This window comes from Micromonospora sp. WMMD975, from assembly GCF_029581215.1.
Taxonomy (GTDB): Bacteria; Actinomycetota; Actinomycetes; order Mycobacteriales; family Micromonosporaceae; genus Micromonospora.
Window position 1 is genome coordinate 6,377,808 of sequence record NZ_CP120739.1, and the last position, 17,878, is coordinate 6,395,685.

13 protein-coding genes are annotated in these 17,878 nt (G+C 71.9%); 7 read left to right on the top strand and 6 right to left on the bottom strand.

Annotated features, from left to right (window positions below; genetic code table 11):
• Window positions 1-66: 66 nt before the first annotated feature.
• Complete coding sequence (locus tag O7613_RS28750; protein ID WP_282290995.1) at window positions 67-1,464, top strand: glycoside hydrolase family 6 protein; 1,398 nt, start codon at window positions 67-69, stop codon at window positions 1,462-1,464.
• 76 nt (window positions 1,465-1,540) lie between these two features.
• Here the strand turns inward: O7613_RS28750 and O7613_RS28755 are convergent, their stop codons facing one another.
• Window positions 1,541-2,311, bottom strand: coding sequence for a L,D-transpeptidase family protein (locus O7613_RS28755; protein WP_282290996.1), 771 nt, complete (start codon window positions 2,309-2,311; stop codon window positions 1,541-1,543).
• A gap of 112 nt (window positions 2,312-2,423) precedes the next feature.
• Here O7613_RS28755 and O7613_RS28760 point away from each other — a divergent pair, with 112 nt between their 5' ends.
• Window positions 2,424-2,570, top strand: coding sequence for a hypothetical protein (locus O7613_RS28760; RefSeq protein WP_281585211.1), 147 nt, complete (start codon window positions 2,424-2,426; stop codon window positions 2,568-2,570).
• A gap of 233 nt (window positions 2,571-2,803) precedes the next feature.
• Window positions 2,804-4,402, top strand: coding sequence for an alpha/beta hydrolase-fold protein (locus O7613_RS28765; RefSeq protein WP_282290997.1), 1,599 nt, complete (start codon window positions 2,804-2,806; stop codon window positions 4,400-4,402).
• A gap of 52 nt (window positions 4,403-4,454) precedes the next feature.
• On the opposite strand, the gene O7613_RS28770 is transcribed toward O7613_RS28765, so the two are convergent.
• From O7613_RS28770 to O7613_RS28790, 5 genes are all read right to left on the bottom strand, one after another.
• Window positions 4,455-6,497: a family 43 glycosylhydrolase gene (locus O7613_RS28770; RefSeq protein WP_282290998.1), complete on the bottom strand. Its 2,043-nt coding sequence runs from the start codon at window positions 6,495-6,497 to the stop codon at window positions 4,455-4,457.
• 20 nt (window positions 6,498-6,517) lie between these two features.
• Window positions 6,518-7,636, bottom strand: coding sequence for a cellulose binding domain-containing protein (locus tag O7613_RS28775; protein ID WP_282290999.1), 1,119 nt, complete (start codon window positions 7,634-7,636; stop codon window positions 6,518-6,520).
• A gap of 463 nt (window positions 7,637-8,099) precedes the next feature.
• Complete coding sequence (locus tag O7613_RS28780; RefSeq protein WP_281585207.1) at window positions 8,100-8,882, bottom strand: hypothetical protein; 783 nt, start codon at window positions 8,880-8,882, stop codon at window positions 8,100-8,102.
• A 34-nt stretch (window positions 8,883-8,916) separates the two neighbouring features.
• Window positions 8,917-10,221, bottom strand: coding sequence for an HEXXH motif domain-containing protein (locus O7613_RS28785; RefSeq protein WP_282291002.1), 1,305 nt, complete (start codon window positions 10,219-10,221; stop codon window positions 8,917-8,919).
• Window positions 10,218-11,387, bottom strand: a complete 1,170-nt coding sequence (locus O7613_RS28790; RefSeq protein ID WP_282291004.1) for an FxsB family cyclophane-forming radical SAM/SPASM peptide maturase — start codon at window positions 11,385-11,387, stop codon at window positions 10,218-10,220. The genes O7613_RS28785 and O7613_RS28790 overlap by 4 nt, the downstream gene beginning before the upstream one ends.
• 241 nt (window positions 11,388-11,628) lie before the next feature.
• Between O7613_RS28790 and fxsA the strand changes: the two genes are divergently transcribed.
• Genes fxsA through O7613_RS28810 form a run of 4 tightly spaced genes read left to right on the top strand, consistent with a single transcriptional unit; the run spans window position 11,629 to window position 17,874 of the window.
• Window positions 11,629-11,793: an FxSxx-COOH cyclophane-containing RiPP peptide gene (gene fxsA, locus O7613_RS28795; protein ID WP_281585204.1), complete on the top strand. Its 165-nt coding sequence runs from the start codon at window positions 11,629-11,631 to the stop codon at window positions 11,791-11,793.
• Window positions 11,780-15,607 (top strand): FxSxx-COOH system tetratricopeptide repeat protein, encoded by a 3,828-nt coding sequence (gene fxsT / locus O7613_RS28800; protein WP_282291006.1) that lies wholly within the window; start codon window positions 11,780-11,782, stop codon window positions 15,605-15,607. Before fxsA ends, fxsT begins: the two co-directional genes overlap by 14 nt.
• A gap of 11 nt (window positions 15,608-15,618) precedes the next feature.
• The gene (locus O7613_RS28805; RefSeq protein WP_281585202.1) at window positions 15,619-16,659 is read left to right on the top strand and encodes a hypothetical protein; all 1,041 of its coding nucleotides are present in this window, start codon (window positions 15,619-15,621) and stop codon (window positions 16,657-16,659) included.
• A gap of 45 nt (window positions 16,660-16,704) precedes the next feature.
• On the top strand, window positions 16,705-17,874 hold the full coding sequence (locus tag O7613_RS28810; RefSeq protein WP_282291007.1) for a hypothetical protein: 1,170 nt from the start codon (window positions 16,705-16,707) through the stop codon (window positions 17,872-17,874).
• Window positions 17,875-17,878 lie beyond the last annotated feature (4 nt).

Consider the following 17,878-nt stretch of genomic DNA (forward strand, 5'->3'; position numbering starts at 1 on the left):
CGCTACCGTCCATGGGAACGCTCCCATGAACTTAGATACATCGATGTGATCAGGAGGAAACACGTCGTGGCTATCCTCTCCCCGCTGCGCCGCCGCAGATCGGCGGCGCTCGGCATGGCGGCCGTCGCGGGCGCCACCGCCGCCGCCATCGGTCTCACCGTCGGCGGCGCCTCCGCCGGCACACTGTCCGGATCGCTCTACCGCGACCCGACGTCGGCGGTCGTCCGGTGGTCCGCCGCCAACTCCGGCGACTGGCGCGCCGCAGTCATCCGGGACAAGATCGCGAGCCAGCCGCAGGCCCGCTGGTTCGCCAACTTCAACCCGTCGACCATCCAGTCCGAGGTCTCCGGGTTCATCGGCGCCGCCAACGCGGCGCAGCAGATCCCGGTGCTGTCGGTCTACGAGATCACCAACCGGGACTGCGGCGGAGCGAGCGCCGGCGGGGCGCCGGACCTCAACCAGTACCAGACGTGGGTGTCCAACTTCGCCCGCGGCCTGGGCAACCAGACCGCCATCATCATCCTGGAGACCGACTCGCTCGCCCTGCTGACCTGCCTGAGCAGCGCCGAGCTGAACGCGCGCAACCAGGCGATCTCGACGGCCACCCGGACCATCAAGGCGGGCAACCCCAACGCCAAGGTGTACCTCGACGGTGGCCACTCCACGTGGAACAGCGCCAACGAGACGGCCAACCGGCTCCGGAACGCGGGCGTGCAGTACGCCGACGGCTTCTTCACCAACGTGTCGAACTTCAACCCCACCTCGAGTGAGGCGAACTTCGGCCGCGGGGTCATCTCCGCCCTCAACGGCATGGGCATCTCGGGCAAGCGTCAGGTCATCGACACCAGTCGCAACGGCGGAGCCAGCGGCGACTGGTGCGCCGACGACAACACCGACCGGCGCATCGGGCAGTACCCGACGGTGAACACCGGCGACGGCAACATCGACGCGTACCTCTGGGTGAAGCCGCCGGGCGAGGCGGACGGCTGCCGCTACACGGCCGGCTCGTTCCAGCCGGACCTGGCCTACAGCCTGGCCAACGGCGCGCCCAACCCGCCGACCACCGCGCCGCCGACCACCGCACCGCCGACCACCGCGCCGCCGACGACGGCCCCGCCGACCACCGCGCCGCCGACCACGGCTCCTCCCACCACCACGCCGCCGCCGACCGGTAACGGCTGCTCCGCCTCGTTCTCGGTCAACCAGTGGCCCGGTGGATTCACCGCGAGCGTGAACGTCACCGCCGGCTCCGCGGACATCAACGGCTGGACCGTGACCATCACGCTGCCCAGCGGCGCCGCGATCACCGGCGTCTGGAGCGCGCAGGCAAGCGGCACCACTGGGACCGTCAAGTTCACGAACGTGGGCTACAACGGACACATCGGCGCTGGCCAGTCGACCAACTTCGGCTTCCAGGGCACCGGCTCCGGCCCCGGCGGGACGGCCAGCTGCACGGCCAGCTGACCCCGCCCGACGCCCGCGGCCCGGCGTGGAGCTTCCTGCTCCGCGCCGGGCCACGGCACGTCTCAGGCCAGGCCGGTCAGTAGCGGCCGAGGCTGTCCAGCGGGCACATCACGATCCGCGGCTGGGCCGCCGGGTCCAGCCACCGGAGCACGCCGACCAGGTCGGCGTGCGACAGGCTGACGCAGCCGGCCGTGGGACCGGAGGGCGTCTTGCTGAACTCGTGCAGGAAGATCCCGCTGCCCGCGTTCGGCACCGGCTTCGACACGTTCGGCGCCATGTTGTAGGTGATCACCGCGAAGTGCGTGTAGGCCGGCTTCTCCTTCCACAGCGCCTCGCTGTAGCCGCCGGGGTCGGTGGCCGTGTGCTGGAACGTGTTGTAGGCCGACGAAGCCGGATTCTCGTTCCACCAGTCGTTGGTGACGATCCGGTGGTAGGGGTGTTTCACGCCCGGATCCGCGGCGATGCCGTACATGGTGGGGCCGAACGAGTAGACACCCGTGGGCGTGGTCGGGACGCCCTCAACGTGGTTGTCGCTGAAGAACTGGGAGCCGATCCGCGCGGACAGCGCCGCCGAGACCGGGGTCCAGCGGCCGTCGGTCCTCGCGAACGTCTCCAACGTGGCGTAGCTGGTGTTCCAACTGGCCGCGGTCACCACGACGACCTGCCGTGTGGTGGCCGGCAGGGTGGTGAGCCCGCTGGCCCTGTTGCTCGGCGTCCAGGTGCGCGGCCGTGGGCGGGGCGGGTCGGTGGTGGCGTCGGGAGCGGCGGCCGCTGCCGGCGTCGCGCCGGCGACGACGGGCGCGGCGAGGCCGGCCGCCGCGCCGACGATCAGGGATCTGCGTCGCATGCGGCCGATCCTCCCACCCGGTGCCCCGTTCCGGTGTCCCGCGCGGGTTTCCCGGCCGGGCTCGCGGGGGTAGAGGGCACACCGCCCGTCCGTCGATCCCGAGGAGACAACCATGTCGGTGCAAGCGTTTCTCTATCTTGTCGCGGTCATCCTGCTCGCGCTCGCCGCGTTGCCCGTGCGTACCCGCGGCGTGTCGCTCGCCCTGCTCGGGGCGGCGTGCGCCCTGCTGGCCTATGCCTGGCCGGTGATCACCGGTTAGGCGCGGGCGCCGGGGTTCCCGGCCCTCTCGCCTGCCTCTCGCCCGCACGGACCCTTGACACCGGGTGGCGTACCCGGTGAGACTGCCCCTGCTAAAGCGATTTAGCCAGGCATTTCAAGGGTCCGGAAGGGGGCCCTGTCGCACTCTCCGGGTCAGCCACCGCCCGGCCGTCGGTGTCCGAACACGACCCGCCGGGGTCCTGAGCGGACCAGAAATGACAGGAGCACACTCAGATGAGAATGGCGATCGGAGGACGCCGGCTCAGCCGCGCGGTCTCGATGCTCGCGCTCATGGCACTCGGTGCCGGGGCCGGCGTCACCGTCTCCGCGCCGGCTGCCGTCGCCGGCAAGCACCGGCCGGCGGTCGCGCCGGGCGCGACCGTCAAGCCGGACCACAAGTCACCGACCGGTTACACCGTCACGTTCGTCTACCGCAACCCCGACGCCACCCAGGTACGCCTGGCCGGCGACCTGACGCTGCTCGACCTGAACACCGGCACCACGCGGTACCAGCCGGAGGAGTGGCAGCCGGGGCGCTACCACGCCGGGGGCACCGAGTTCCTCCGGGACATGACCCGGGACGCCAAGGGAAACTGGTCGGTCTCGCTCCCGCTGCACGCCGGCGGGATCAGCTACTGGTACCGGGTGTGGGACCCGACCCGGGGCTGGGATAACAAGCGGATCTGGGACCCGGCCTCCACCAAGCCCCGCCCGCCGGGCGACGCCTCGTTCCGGGTCCGCAACAACGACGTCCTCGACGCCGTGTACGTGCCCTACGCCAAAAAGCAGAACGACCCGGTGCTGAAGCAGCGGGCAGAGTATGAGCTGCCGATCGCGGACCGCGCGAAGCGGGGCACCGTCCGGTACATCCCCTACACCACCATCCTCGGCGACAGCGGTCACTACCTCGGCGTCTACCTGCCCGCCGGCTACGACGCCAAGCGCAGGCAACCGTACAAGGTCGCCTACCTCGCCCACGGCATCTTCGGCGACGAGACCGACTTCATGGTGCCGGCGAACGTCCCGAACATCCTGGACAACATGACGGCCAAGGGCGAGATCGAGCCCACGGTGGTGGTCACCATGGGCAACCACTTCACCGGCACCAGCCTCGGCTTCGCCTCCTACAACCAGACCAACGCCGCCAACAACCTGGTGCAGACGATCCTTCCGCTGATCGAGAAGAAGTACAACGTCTCGACCGAGCGCGAGGGACGCGCCTACGCCGGTTTCTCCTACGGCGGCATGACCGGCGCCCACGTCATCCGGGGCTACCCGACCACGTTCGCGTTCTACGGCCACTTCTCCGGCAACCCGGCCCTGAGCGCGCAGGACTACGACAACGTCGCGGCGGCGGTCGGTGACGACGACCTGTTCGTGTTCCTCGGCAACGGCGTCTTCGAGGGCAACCTCAACGCGCAGAACGCCGTCGCCGACAACTTCCGGGCCCGCGGCTACTCCGCCGCGACGACCCAGGTGCCCGGCGCGCACGACGGGATGACCGCGAGCCAGCTCTTCACCATCTTCGCCCGGGACCACCTGTGGTCGGGCGTCGACTCGGTGTCGGTGACGCCCGCGACCACCCACCTGAAGAAGGGCGGCAACCGGAAGTTCGCCGCCAGGGTGACCACCAACCCCGGAGTGAGTCCGGCGGTGACCTGGTCGGTCCGGGGAGCGACCTCGGCCCGGACGACGGTCTCCGCGGACGGCCGGCTCTCGGTGGCCGCTGTGGAGAGGGCGCGGTCGCTCACCGTCGTGGCGACGTCGGTGGTCGACCCGACCAAGACCGCCTCGGCCCGGGTGATCCTGACGCGACCGGGTCGGGGGCACTGACCGGTGGGCGCGGTGGGCCGGTGACCGAGGGTCGCCGGCCCACCGCGTCGGATCACGGAGTGGTGAGGTCGAAACGGTTGACGGTGACCGAACCGCCGAGCGACGAGGTGGCGTAGTTGAAGATGCCGTACCGGTAGCCCATGAAGAACGGCCAGTCGTTGTTCAGCGTGTACGCCGGCCCGAGCGAGGTGAAGTTGACTCCGTCGGTGCTGTAGGAGAACCTCGCCTGCCGGCCGGAGCCGGGTCTGACGTCCGCGTTGACACGTAGCCAGATCCGGCCGCCGGACACCGCCGCGCTCGCCCGTTCGGTGCCGGTGCTCGTGGTGTTCCAGTTGCTGTCCATGGAGAGCCCGTCGACCATCGACACCCGGGTCTGTCCGTTGTCGCGACGGACGCCGACCCAGGCCGACAGATGTCTCAGCATCGCCAGTCCGGACCGGTCACCGTCCCGCATGGTCGAGTAGTCCAGTTGGATCGTGGCGGTAGACGTCGGTCCCTGGATCCGGTGGGTCAACGTGTTGCGGGCGGCGTACAGGTCGTTGGTGACCGTGGCGGTCTGCAACCGCAGCCCGTTGTTGAGCGAGAACTTCGTGGTGTCCGGGTTGTGGTTCCACTCCCAGCGCGGGTCGAGCGTCGGGCCGGCGAAGGTGTCCGGACCGATCATCGACTTGACCTGGCGTGGTGGCCGCGGCACGTTCGGGAACGGGTAGCTGGCGCCCCAACCGCCGTTCACCGTCTGGACGCTGGGCCAGCCGTCCGAGCTCCAGTTGATCGGCGCCATCACCGGGATTCGGCCACCGGGGTACGCGTCGACGAACGCCATGTAGTACCAGGCGCCGTTCTGGGTCTGCACCAGACCGCCCTGGTGCGGGATGCCGGCGCCGGAGACCGGGGTCGGCATGTTGAGCAGCACCTGCCGCATCTCGTACGGCCCCCACGGGCTGGTCGAGCGCAGCACGTACTGGCCGTTGGCGGGCCGGGTCACCCAGATGTAGTAGTAGTTGCCCCGCTTGTAGAACCGGGAGCCCTCAAGCGTCCCGACGTTCGACGGCGTGCTGAACACCTGCTGGGCGCGGACCTGGCTGGTGCCGTCCGCCGACAACTGGGCCACGCTGAGGGTGGTGTTGCCGTACGCCACGTACATCGTGTCGTTGTCGTCGATGAGCAGCCCGGCGTCGTAGTAGCAGTTGTTGATCCGGGCCTTCTTCTGCCAGGTGCCGTCCACGGCCGAGGCGGTGTAGACGTACGTCCGGTTGAACTCGACGCATCCGAGCCAGTAGTAGGTGCTGTTGCTCTTGCGGTAGTTGAACGCGGAGGCCCAGATTCCCTTGATGTAGGCCCGGCCCCCGGTCAGGTTGTAGTTGTTCGAGTCGAAGTCCAGATTCGGCACCGCGTGCCCGGCGTACTCCCAGTGCACCAGGTCATAGGAGCGCAGGATCGGCGCTCCGGGCGAGTAGTGCATGGTGGAGGCCGTGTAGTAGTAGACGTCGCCGACCCGGATGATGTCGCCGTCGGCGAAGTCCTGCCACACGATCGGGTTGGTGTAGGTCGACGACGGCGGCCACGGCCCGTCGGTGGGCGGGGGCGTGGTCGTCGGCGGGGGAGTCGGTGAGGCCGTCGGCGACGTCGTCGGCGACGGCGAGGTGGTCGGCGAGGTGGTCGGCGACGGCGAGGTCGTCGGCGGGGTGTCACCGCAGGCGACGCCGTTGAGGGCGAAGTCTGTCGGAACCGGGTTGCTGCCGGTCCAGCCGCCGTTGAAGCCGAACGACACGCTGGCGTTGGTGCCGATCGCGCCGTTGTAGGGGGCGTTGGTGACGGTGACGTTGGCCCCGGACTGGGTGTGGTTGCCGTTCCACAGTTGCTGGATGGTCTGTCCGGCGCCGAAGGCCCAGGTCAGCCGCCAGCCGTTGACCGGATCACCAAGGTTGGTGATGTCCACGTTGGCGCCGAAGCCGCCCGACCAGGAGCTGGTGATCGTGTAGGTCACCCGGCAGCCGCTTGCGGCCTGGGCGGACGAGGCGACGAACGCGGCTCCGGTCGTCGTCAGGAGAGCGGCCAGCAGGCTGGCCAGCCAGAGTCGTCTGATGCGGTGCACAGTTCTCCTCCGATGCGTGGTCAGGCTGCGGCGCAGCTCAGCGTGGGGTTGTTGTTGGCGCCGCTGACGGAGCCGAGGAAGCCGAACTGGGTGCTGGCGCCGGCTCCCAACGCGCCGTTGTAGCTGACGTTGCGTGCGGTGACGGCGGCGCCGCTGCCGCTGATCGTGGCGCTCCACGACTGGCTGATGGTCTGACCGTTGGCCCAGGTCCAGGTGACGGTCCAGCCGGAGATGGCCGCGCCGCCGGCGGTGACGGTCACGGTGGCCTGGAACCCGCCCGGCCACTGCCCGGCCAGGGCGTAGGTGGCGGTGCAGGCCCCGCCACCCGGCGGTGGCGTGGTCGGCGGCGGAGTCGTCGGGGGCGGGGTCGTCGGCGGCGGGGTAGTCGGGGGCGCCGTCGTCGGCGGGGGCGTGGTCGACCCGCCCACGTTGCCGATGCTGCCGGGCACCGCGCGCAACGCGTTGTACCAGACGGCGGCCATCTTGTCGTAGCCGTTGGCGGTCGGGTGGATGCCGTCGATCAGGTCGCTCGTGTTGAGCGCGGAGTGCATGTCGACCAGGTGGACGCGCTTGCCGGCGTTCACCTTGCTCTGCACGATGCCGGGAATCGCGGCGTTGAAGGTGCGGACCGCCGACTCCTGGCCCGAATTGGACAGCGGGATGAGTTGCGCGACGAAGACCTCGGCATCCGGCGCGGTCGCGGTGATCTTGTCGATCAGGCTGGACAGCCGGTTCGGCGCACCCGACACGTTGTAGTTCTGCAGGATGTCGTTGGTGCCGATGTGCAACAGCACCGTCCGCGGAGTGGTGTTGCGCAGCCAGCCGACGATGTTGGCGTCGATCTGGTCGATTCGCCAGCCGGGGTGCCCCTCGTGGTCGTGGTCGCCCAGGTTCCCCGGCCCGTTGTACTGCGAGCCGACGAGGTCGACCCGGTATCCGGCGCTGTTCAGCCGCTGCCACAGGCCGATCCGGTAACCCCCCGGCACCTGGGTGCCCTCGGTGATCGAGTCGCCGAGCGGCATGACCCGTACTCCGCCGTTGGACTCGGCGCCCGCCGGCCCGGTGACGGTCGCCGCGCCGATCGCGGCCGTCGCGACCGCGAGGGCCGCCGCGACGAATAATCTCCTCCGTGTACGCATGGTCAGCCCTCCTGCCGGTGTCCGGCGGCGACGGTGTCGGCCCGAACGGCGTTCTCGGTGGCGTCCGCCGGGAGGCCGGCGGCGGTGCTCCCCGCGCAACGGGGAAGTAGCGGTCTGATTTCTGACAAGGGACGCTCCCTCTGGGACGGAACGGCCGGCGGTGCCGTGCGCGACCGCGGGCCGGGCGGGTGGAGGCGGGAGTTGTGGCCGGGCGCGGGAACGTGCGGGTGGGGTGCGCAGCGGCTCGACGCCCGGCGTCCGCTGCGGCGCGCGGCGCCGGCGGTTCGCCCGGACGGTCACCGGCGGACGGCACGGGAACACGGTGGTCCCGGTTGCCTTCGCGGCTCGGCGATCCGATGGGGAGCGTGCCCTTCGCTCCGTCGCCGGGAAGATTACATGTTATCGTTAACATCTTCAATGGGTGAGCGTCGATGCGTCACCCGGGCCCGCGCCCGCGCCGTGCTCAGCCGGCGTGGTGGTTTCGTCCGGCCCGCTGGATCAGGGCCTCGACCCACCGCTCGAACTTGCTGCTGCCCCCACCCAACAGCCCGGACAGCTCGTCCTCCGTCACCCCGCCGCGCGCCGCCAACGACTCCAACAGGCTCCGCAGCCGCCTGTGGTCCTCGTCGTCCGACCCGCCGCCGGTCGCGCCACCCATGCCCAGGTGGCGGTGCAGGTCCTGGAGGATGTCCATCATCTGCGGCAGCGTCTCGATGATCTGGGACAGCCCGGCCTCCCGGGGGCTGGACGAACCGCGCAGATCCTGCAGGGTGAGCGCGACGGACATCGGGGTGACGATGTCGGTCTCGCTGCTCATCGCGTCGATCGCCCGGCCCAGCTGCTGCTTGGCGGACTCCACGCTGTCGAGGTCGGTGTGGTCGACCAGGATGGTCCGCATGCCCTGCACGTCGAAGGGCAACTGCTGGTCCTTCGCCATCAACTGCACGAACGGCCGGCGTAACGCGTGCCGCACCGCCAACTCGTAGAAGACGTTGGCGTTCTGGTCGGTGAGGTCGGCGACGACCAGCTCGTTCTGAATGATCCGATCCAGCACCTGCGAGGTGATCAGCCCGGCCCGCTCGATCTCGTCGCCGCGCACGGCGACGAAGCCCCGTGCCTCAACCACCGGTCGGATCAGGTAGTTGAGGATCTGGTCGCTGCGTCGGCGGATCTCCGAGCCGTCGGGACCGATCGGCGCGATGACGAAACACTCACGGCGCGTGGCGTTGCCGTTACCCTCCCCCATGGAGTCAGCGTAGTGGAGGTCGGGAAGGCGGATGTCAGCCGGTCGGCGCGTGCTGGTGGTCCCAGCGGGCGCGGTGCGCCGCCAGCAGGCGCCCGGCCTCGGCCGCCGCGTCGGGGGCGACCGGCTCACCGGCCCATCCGTCGAGCACCCGGGCCATCCCGTCGACGAGCCGCCGGCCGACCGGGGTGAGCCGGCGTCGCGCGCACAGGACCGGCAGGACGTCGGCCACCGCCCGGCTCCACCTGATCCCCTCGACCCGGGCGTGGTGCCGCTGCGCCCGGGTGCGGGCGGTGTCCGCCTGCCGACGCCAGAACCGGGCCACCCCGAGGTGGGCGTACGCGCCGTGCAGCAGGCCCTCCAGTGGCCGGGGGTCGGTGCGCCACGGCGCGTAGAACAGCTCGGTCGGCCCGGGTTCGAGCAGGGCGAACATGTCGGCGAGCGCGGCCAGCTTCAGGTGCTGGATCTCGTGGGCCAGGGTGACCGCCGCGGTCCGGGCGTCGAGCGGATGCGACATCGCCACCGACCCGAACGCGTGGTGGAAGGTGCCGCTGCGGGTGCCGGCCCGGGGCGCGCGGACGGGTATCAGCACCCGCATGGCGGCGGACACCTCCTCGGCGACCGGCCGGTGGTCGTCGACCAGGAGCCGCCACGCCCCGTCGAGGCGGTGCCGCCACCTGTGGTCGGTCCGGGGTCCGTCGAGGCGTACCCCGGGGACGTGCTGCCAACCGGGGGTGTCCACCACCAGCGACAGCGGTAGGCCCTGGCGGCGGAACCCCATCCGGGGCAGCGGGGTCCAGCCCGGCCCGGCCGCCCGCACGTCGTCGACCTCGACCCGCTCGCCCGCGCAACGCACCCGCAGCCGCCCGTCGACGCACCGCACCGACGCGCGGGTCGCACCGGCCGGAACGGCGAGGGTGCCGAGCCCGGGCAGGTCGAGCCGGCCCGGCCCGCCGGGCGGCAACGGCACGTCGAGGTCGGCGTCCGCGCCGGCGCGGACGGCCGCGACCACGGCCACGGCCGCCAGCAACCCGGGGTACGGGGCGCTCCGCCCGCTCCGCAGCAGCGAGGCGGTGCCGAACGCCCAGGCGGCGACCGGCGGATGGCCCAGCGCCGCCGCCCGGGCCCGCGGATCCGACCCGGCCAGCACCCGGTAGGCCGCCTCGACCGCGGGCAGGTCCGGGTGGGCCGCCTCACCCAGCAGCAGCGTCAGCGCCCGGACCAGCAGCAGGGTCTTGCTGTGCTGCGCGGAGCGCAACCGCGCGACGGCGTCGGCCCCGCCCCGGCCGGCGGCGAGTTCGTCGAGGACGCCTCCGGGCAGGAGGTGGTGGGGGAGGGTCACGACGCCGCCCGGACCGCGGTCACGTCCCGGGCCACCGTCCGGTGGATGTGTCCGATGAGGGCGTACAGGTCGGGGCAGTAGACCGACGGGTTGTCGAAGCCGGTGCCGGCCCGGTACCGGTGGGTGCGCAGCCCGCCGCCGCACACCCGGTGCAGGTCGCAGGCCCGGCAGGTCGCACACAGCCCGGCGGCGCCCGCCTGCTGGGCCCGGACAACCGGCAGCCGCAGCGCGGTGTCGAAGGAGTGCCGGGTCACGTGCAACCCGGTGCCGGCCGCGCCGGGGTACGCGGCGGCGAGCGTGTCGTCCAACTCGATCGCGCCGTCGCTCTGCACCACCGCCACGGCGAGCGGGCCGGTGCCGACCCCGGTGAGCCGGGACGTCCCGCCGAGCAGCAGTTGGATGATCTCGTCGAAGAGGCGGACGCCGGTGCGCTGCCCGGGCGTGTGGTACCACTCGTCGAAGACGGCGGCCAGCCAGCGCGCGTACGGGGTGCGGCGGGGGTCGGGGGCGCGACCGGGCGGGGGCGCGGCCCAGGTGCCGTGCGGCAGCAGGAAGTCGACCGCCGGGGGCCGGTGCGCCAGCAGCGCGCGGTAGGTGGTGACCGGGTCGTTGCGCAGCTCGACGGTGCAGAGCAGACCGTTGAACAGGTGCGGGAAGTCGGTGGTCAGCCGACGCAGGGCCGCCTCGACCCGGGTGTGGCTGCCCCGGCCGTCCGGGCCGCGCCGGTGCCGGTCGTGCCCGGCCCGGTCGCCGTCGAGGCTGACGCTGACCCGGACGTCGAGCCGGTCGAACAGGCGCAGGAACGTCTCGTCCAGTCGTACCGCGTTTGTCTGCACCGTCACGCGGACCGGGACGGGCGTGGCGGCCTGCCGGAGGGTCGTCACGGCCGCGCGCATCCGCGCGGGCCCGGCCAGCAGCGGTTCCCCGCCGTGCAGGACGACGTCGACCCGACGGAGCCGGTGGGCGCGGGCGTGCTCGCCGATGCGCTGGGCGGTCCGGTGCAGCACCTCCGGCGGCATGGTTCGGGGCTGGGATCGCCAGCCCTGGTCGGCCTTGGTGTAGACGTAGCAGTGGTCGCAGGCGAGGTCACAGCGACTGTGCAGCTTGAGCACGAACTGCCGGAACGGGACGGCCGACACCCGTGGGCCGTGATCGGGTCCGGGCATCAGCCACTCCGCCGTGAGGTGAGGGGCCGTCCGGCCGCTACGGGGAACATCCAGCATACATCGACGGATGCCGTTCAATCGGCGCGCGGCGAGGAATGCAGGCCACCATGGATGCAGCGCACCGTTATCATGAACCTACGCAGCGGATCTGGCCACCGGTCGATATCCGAATCCGTGGTGACACCACCCGGAGCCACATGCGAAGACAGGCGGTGATCGGGGGATGGACGCGGAGGGGGACATGTTGCGTTCCGATCTCATCGATCTCACTGAGGTGGATCTGACCGCGCTCGACGCGGTGCCCAGCGCGGTGCTCGTGGCCGCGCTGCATCGCCTGGAACGCCGCAGCGCGGACCCGGGCGACCAGTACGCGGGCTTCGAGAGCGCACTCGATGGCCGCGACTGACGACACCCCCGGCGTCGCCGGGACCATCGTGTCCTTCGTCTCGCCCGCCAGCGGCACCGGGCGCAGCAGCGCGGTGGCCAACATCGCCTGGATCCTCGCCGGTAACGGAAAGCGTGTCCTGGCGGTGGACTGGTGCGCCCGGACCCCGCGGGTCTACGACTACCTGCGCTCGTTCCAGGTGGACGCCGCGTCGGCCGCCACCGCCCTCGGCCCCGAGCTGGCGACGCTGATCAGCCCGCACCCGGACGGGCCGTCGCACCGTGCCCTCGCGTTGAACGCCCCCGCCGCGCCGCACCAGGGCACGCTCTACCACTATGCGATGCCCGGATCGAGTTTCGGTTTCGCGATGGTCGGCGTCGGCGCGGACGCGGTGACCCGTCCCGACGGCGACCCGGTGCGGCTCCGGCAACTGCTGCGACAGACCGACTACGACTACGTCCTCATCGACACCCCGGTGGACCTCACCCTGCCCGGCATCACCCACGCCGCGGCGCTCAGCGACATCGCGGTGGTCAGCATGCCGCCCCGGCGGCCCGCCATGCACCAGGCCGCCGAGCTCGCCGTGGAGTTGCGCCGGCAGGCCGCCGGCGGCATCCGGATCCTCGCCGCGCCGACCCTGCGCGACGTCAACCACCCGTCGTACGGCGAGGCACGCGACACCGCCCGCCGCGCCTTCGCCGGCCTGCTCGACGAGTCCGACGCGCAGTCGCCCGGCGGGTCGGTGGAGATCGTCGAGGTGCCGGAGCAGACCTACGACACCTACGACGACGTGCTGGCCGTGCTTGCCGATCCGCCCGACGCCGACGGCAGCCTGCTGTCGGCGTACGAACGGATGACGGCGTGGATCAGCGAGGGCACGGTGACGCGGGCGGCGGCCGTGCCGGAGCGGATCCGGCGCCGCTACCGCCGGGGTGTCCTGCTGGAACGGGCGGAGAGCGCCGACGACATCGTCGTGCTCTACGACCCGGCCGACCGGCCCTGGGTGGACTGGATCTGCGGGCATCTGCGCCGGGCCAGCGTCACCGTCCATCCCCGCGCCCTGCGGTCCGGCACCCCGCCCGCCTACCCGGGCGACGCCACCGTGCTTGCCGTCGTCTCCCCGAACGTCCTGCGGGCGGTCGGCACCGCCCTGTCCACCCTGCCCGCGCAGGCCGACGACGCCGAGATGCTCGCCGTTCTGGTCACCGGCCGCGAGACCGACCAGAAGATCGACCCACTGCGGGTCGTCGACCTGCGCGACGTGGACCAGGACCGGGCGCAGTCGCTGCTGCTGAGCCGACTCGGCCTGATCGCCCCCGCCGCCTCCGCCGCCGACCTGCGCACCGCGCCACGCTACCCGGCCGAGCCGGACCGCCGGCCGCGGCACAACCTGCCGCCCCGCAACCGGTCCTTCGTCGGCCGGGAGGAATACCTGGAACGGCTGCGTGACCGCTTGGGCGTCGACGGCAGCCCGGTGACGCTCACCGGCGGCGCCGGCGTCGGCAAGAGCGAGTTGGCCCGCGAGTTCGCCCACCGGTTCGCCTACGACTACGACGTGGTCTGGTGGATCCCGGCGCAGGACCGGGACACGGTCCAGACCAGCCTCGCTGAGCTGGCCGACGAGATCAACGCCGTGGACGGCACCGGGGCGGCGGAGGCGGCGCTCACCGCGCTCTCCACCCGCGGCGGCATCGCCCGATGGTTGTTGATCTATGACAACGCCGACAACGCCGAGGTGGTGCAGCGGCTGCGCCCCCGCGACGGCACCGGCCACGTGCTCATCACCTCCCGGGACGACGGCTCCCCGGACCTGCCCTCACCGCTTGAGGTCGCCGCCTTCAGCGGCGACGAGAGCATCGCGATGCTGCGCCGGGTGCTCGGCGTCAGCACCGACGACGCGCGGACCATCGCCGCCGCGCTGGAACACCTGCCGCTGGCCCTGCGACTGGCCACCGCCTGGATCCGGGAACGCACCCGCGCCTTCGAGGACGAGGGTCTGCCCAACCTGGAAGCGGTGGGCCGCAGCGTCACCGAACTGCTCGACGAGCTGCGCCGACACAGCGCCCAGGAGGACGACGAACGCATCCCTGGTTCGCACACCTCCACCGTGGCCCGGGTCCTGGACATCACGCTGCGCACCCTCGACGACATCGAGTTCGGGCCACTGGCGGTGCGCCTGGCCGAACTCGCCGCGTTCCTCTCCCCCGAGGGCATCGGGCTGCCGCTGCTGCGCTCCACGTCGATGCTGACCCAGCTCGCCGCCGCCGCGGACGTCGACGCCGAGGAGTTGCTGCTCACCGCCGGCGAGATCGACCTGGTACTGACCGTCGGCGCGCGCTTCGGCCTCTACGACGTCGACTGGGGACGCGGCGCCGCGCTGCGCATGCACCGCGCCATCCAGGTGCTGCTCCGCGAGGCCATCCCCGACCCGCTCCGGCAGGAACGCCACGACCAGGTGCTGCACGGCCTCGCCGGGTACGCGCCGACCGACCCGGAGGCCGACGACCGCCGCTACCTCGACGTCTTCGAGGAGCTGCAACGACACCTCGTCCCGGCCGGCGCGCTGGAGTCCGATCACCGGCTGGTCCGCCACTGGGTCGTCAAGCAGGTCCGTTACCTCTACCTGACGAGCGACAGCGACATCTGGCAGTCGGCGCTGCATCTGGTCCGGCCGTTGTGCGAACGGTGGACCGCCGACGGTCAGCTCGACCAACTGACCATGCGCCTGCTCGTGCAGACCGCCAACCTGCACCGCGCCCTCGGCCAGTACGCCGACGCCCTGCGCCTCGACGAGCAGGTGCTCAGCGAGCAGCGCCGCCGCTACGGGCTTCGGCACTACCGCACGCTTGTCGCCGGTCGCGGCCGAGGTGGGGACCTGCGCGGTCTTGGCCGTTTCGAGGACGCCCTCGTCGAGGACCAGGCCACCTTCGCCGGGTTCCGCAAGGTCGTCGGCGACGACCATCCGAACACCCGGATGGCGGTCAACAACCTCGCCCTGTCCTTCCTGCTCACCGGCGACGCCCGGGAGGCGCTGCGGTTGGCCCGGATGGAACGCGACCGCCGGATGGCCCTGTTGGGGCCGGAGGACTCCCGGGCCTGGCGGGCGGCCTGCGTGGTGGGCACGCTGGAGCGCGAGGTCGGCGCCTACGACCTGTCGCTGGCGACCCTGCGCGAGGCGCTGGAGCGGATCCACCAGTTGCCGGCCGCCAGCCCGCTCGAGGAGCTGCGGGTCAACCGCACCCTCGCCGTCACCGAACGACGCCTGGGCTCCACCGTCGCCGCCAAGAACCGCAGCTCGGAGACCTACCTCGGCTACCGTAGCCACCTCGGCGAGGACCATCCGCTGACCCGCGCGAGCCTGCTCAGCATGGCCGTGGACTACTACCGGGCCGGTGACCTCGGCGTCGCCGTCGAGAACGGCATCCGCTGCCTGCGCGGCTACGAGCGGCAACTGGAGACCGGGCACCCCTTCATCGCCGCCTGCTCGGTCGACGTCGGGCTGTTCCTGCGCGGCGCCGGCGAGCACGACCAGGCCGTCCGGGACGGGGAGCGTGGCCTGCGCACCCTGCGGGCGCGACTCGGTGACGTACACCCGTGGACCCTGACGGCGATCAACGCCCAGGCCGGCCACCTGGCGGCGCGGGGCGACCTGGACGAGGCCCTGCGCATCCAGGACGAGGCACATCTGAACAGCGTGCACTATCTCGGGCGCAGCCACCCGTGCAGCCTGGACGCCGCCGCCAACGCCGCCACCATCCGCGGCCTACGCGACGGCGACGGCGACGTCACTCCGTCCGCCCTGACCGACACCGACATCGACGTGCCGGAGAGCTGAGGAGTGACCAGGTGAGCGTTCCGGAGCCACGCGCCGCCCTGCACGAGGAGTCCGCCGAGCAGGACGTCCCCGGGTTCCGCAAGAAGCGGGACCTGTGCCGGGAGGTGCTGCTCGCCGACTCCGGCATCTACCACGTGGCGCACTACACCTCCGGCGTCCTCGACTTCGCCCTGGACCTGCTGGCGCACGGGCCGGCACCGGGGCGGGACGGCGACGAGTTGGCCGAGCACCGCGACAACCACCGTCGGGTCGGCGCGCAACTGGTCTACCGGGCGACCGAGCTCAACCGGCGGCTGTGGGAGTTGCAGACCGGCGCGCTGATCCGGCTGGTCGCGCAGACCGCCACCGGCCTCGTCTTCTGCAACTCGGTGGTCGGCAGCGAGCACGTGGTCGGCTTCGGCGCCGCGCCTGCCGTGACCGGCGCCGCGCCGCCCGCCCCGGCCGGCGTCGGCGCCATGCCGGCCGACCCGACGCAGTTCGAGACGATCGACCGCGCCGCGTCCGGGCTCGCCACCGACCTGCGCCGGCTGATGCGGCAACGCTCCCAGAATCCCGGCGGCTGGCTGACCGACACGACACGCCCGGGTCAGCAGGCCATCGACGGCACTGTCCATCCCCGCGTGACCGGGTCCGCGGACCCCGACGGCGTGCTCGCCGCGGCCCTGCGGCCGGAAGGGCTGCACTACCTCAGCCACCACCGGGCGGGAGAACAGGTGGCCAGCGCCGACATCCTGGCGCACCCCGAACTGGCGCCGTTCTTCAACCGGGGCGTCACCGTCGCCGACCGGCGCAGCCGCTACCAGCGGCTCGCAGCCGACCTGTCCCTCCTGGTGCTGCAGATCAGCCGGGATCTGCGCCGGGCCGTCGACGGTGACGTCGCGCGCCTGGTGCTCGACGTGGAGATGGGCGCCGTCTACTACAGCCGCCTCACCACGGGCGACTACCTGTTCGGCGTCACCCTCGACCAGGACAGGGTCAGCCAGGCCGATCACGCGTTGTGGACGGCGGCGCGCCGGCTCGTCGAACCCGCCGCCGGACCGTCCGGCCGATAAGCTCCCGATGGACCACTCGGCGTCGTACCCGCCCGGAGGACGGTTGTGAAACCTCTGGCGCGATCGGCGGCCGTGGTGGCCGCCGGATTGTCCGGCCTGCTGCTGGCCTGGGCCGGGCACGTCCGCGGGCTGGAAGAGTCGCCGACCTACCTGCTGCTCGCGGCGGTCCTGCTGGGTGTCGGGCTGATCGGCAGCACCCGCGACCTCAGCCTCGCCGACGTACGCGCGCACCTGTCCACCGTGCTGCTCGCCGTCACCGTCGGGGTGGTCCTCAAGGCGGCCCTCATCGCCGCCGTGATGTACCTCGCCTTCCGCGATCCGACGGTGCTGGTGCTGGGCGTGGCCGTCGCGCAGATCGACCCGCTCGCCGTGGCCGCCATGAGCCGCCCGGACCGGACGTCCCCCCGCGCCCGCGCCATCCTGTCCGTCTGGGCGTCCTTCGACGATCCGGTGACGGTGCTGCTCACGATCTATTTCTCCGCGGTCGCGCTGGAGTTGCGCGGCGACGTGGCCACCACCGCACCGGGCATGCTCGGCAACGATCCGCTCGACCTCGTTCTCGGCTTCGCCCTCAACCTGGCGTTCGCCGCCGTCGCCTGGCTGCTGTGGCGTCTCCTGCTGGCCGCCGGCCTCCGCCCGGGCGCGCCGGTGAGCGCACGCCGCCTTGCCGTGCTGCGGTGGACCGCGGTCGGCGTGCTGATCGTGCTCGTGCTCGTCGCCGCCGGGCAGTTCCTCATGCTCGGCCTTGCGCTGGCCGGGCTCTTCTTCCGGCCGCGCCTGGGCCCCGTGGTCGGCCGGTCCACCGAGGCCGCCTACCTCGTCGCCACGTTCCTGCTCGGCATGCTGCTCGTGCGGGGAGTCCACCTGGTCGAAGGGGTGGTGCTCGGCCTCGCCGCGGTGGCCGCGCACATGCTCGTGTCGCTGCCGCTGTCCCGCAACCTGCCGAGCGCCGACCGGCGGTATCTGGCCTGGGGGCAGCAGAACGGGCTGACCGCGGTGATCCTCGCCCTCGTGCTGGAGCGCAACTTCCCGGGCACGGTGGGCGTCGTCGCCACCGCCATCGTCGTGATCAACGTGGTGCACGCCCTCGCCACCGCGGTGCTCGACCGCGCCCGACCCGCCGGTGACACCGAGGAGCCGGCACCCACCGACCCGGTCGCGCTGCCCCGGATGCGGGCGGACCCGGCCGCCGGCTCGCTCGAACCGGAACGGTGACGGA

What these genes read in the sequence shown, in the direction of transcription:
- O7613_RS28755 (WP_282290996.1), bottom strand. Translation starts at nt 2,311, where the DNA reads ATGCGACGCAGATCCCTGATCGTCGGCGCGGCGGCCGGCCTCGCCGCG.
- O7613_RS28760 (WP_281585211.1), top strand. Translation starts at nt 2,424, where the DNA reads ATGTCGGTGCAAGCGTTTCTCTATCTTGTCGCGGTCATCCTGCTCGCG.
- O7613_RS28765 (WP_282290997.1), top strand. Translation starts at nt 2,804, where the DNA reads ATGAGAATGGCGATCGGAGGACGCCGGCTCAGCCGCGCGGTCTCGATG.
- O7613_RS28775 (WP_282290999.1), bottom strand. Translation starts at nt 7,636, where the DNA reads ATGCGTACACGGAGGAGATTATTCGTCGCGGCGGCCCTCGCGGTCGCG.
- O7613_RS28780 (WP_281585207.1), bottom strand. Translation starts at nt 8,882, where the DNA reads ATGGGGGAGGGTAACGGCAACGCCACGCGCCGTGAGTGTTTCGTCATC.
- O7613_RS28790 (WP_282291004.1), bottom strand. Translation starts at nt 11,387, where the DNA reads ATGCCCGGACCCGATCACGGCCCACGGGTGTCGGCCGTCCCGTTCCGG.
- fxsA (WP_281585204.1), top strand. Translation starts at nt 11,629, where the DNA reads ATGTTGCGTTCCGATCTCATCGATCTCACTGAGGTGGATCTGACCGCG.
- fxsT (WP_282291006.1), top strand. Translation starts at nt 11,780, where the DNA reads ATGGCCGCGACTGACGACACCCCCGGCGTCGCCGGGACCATCGTGTCC.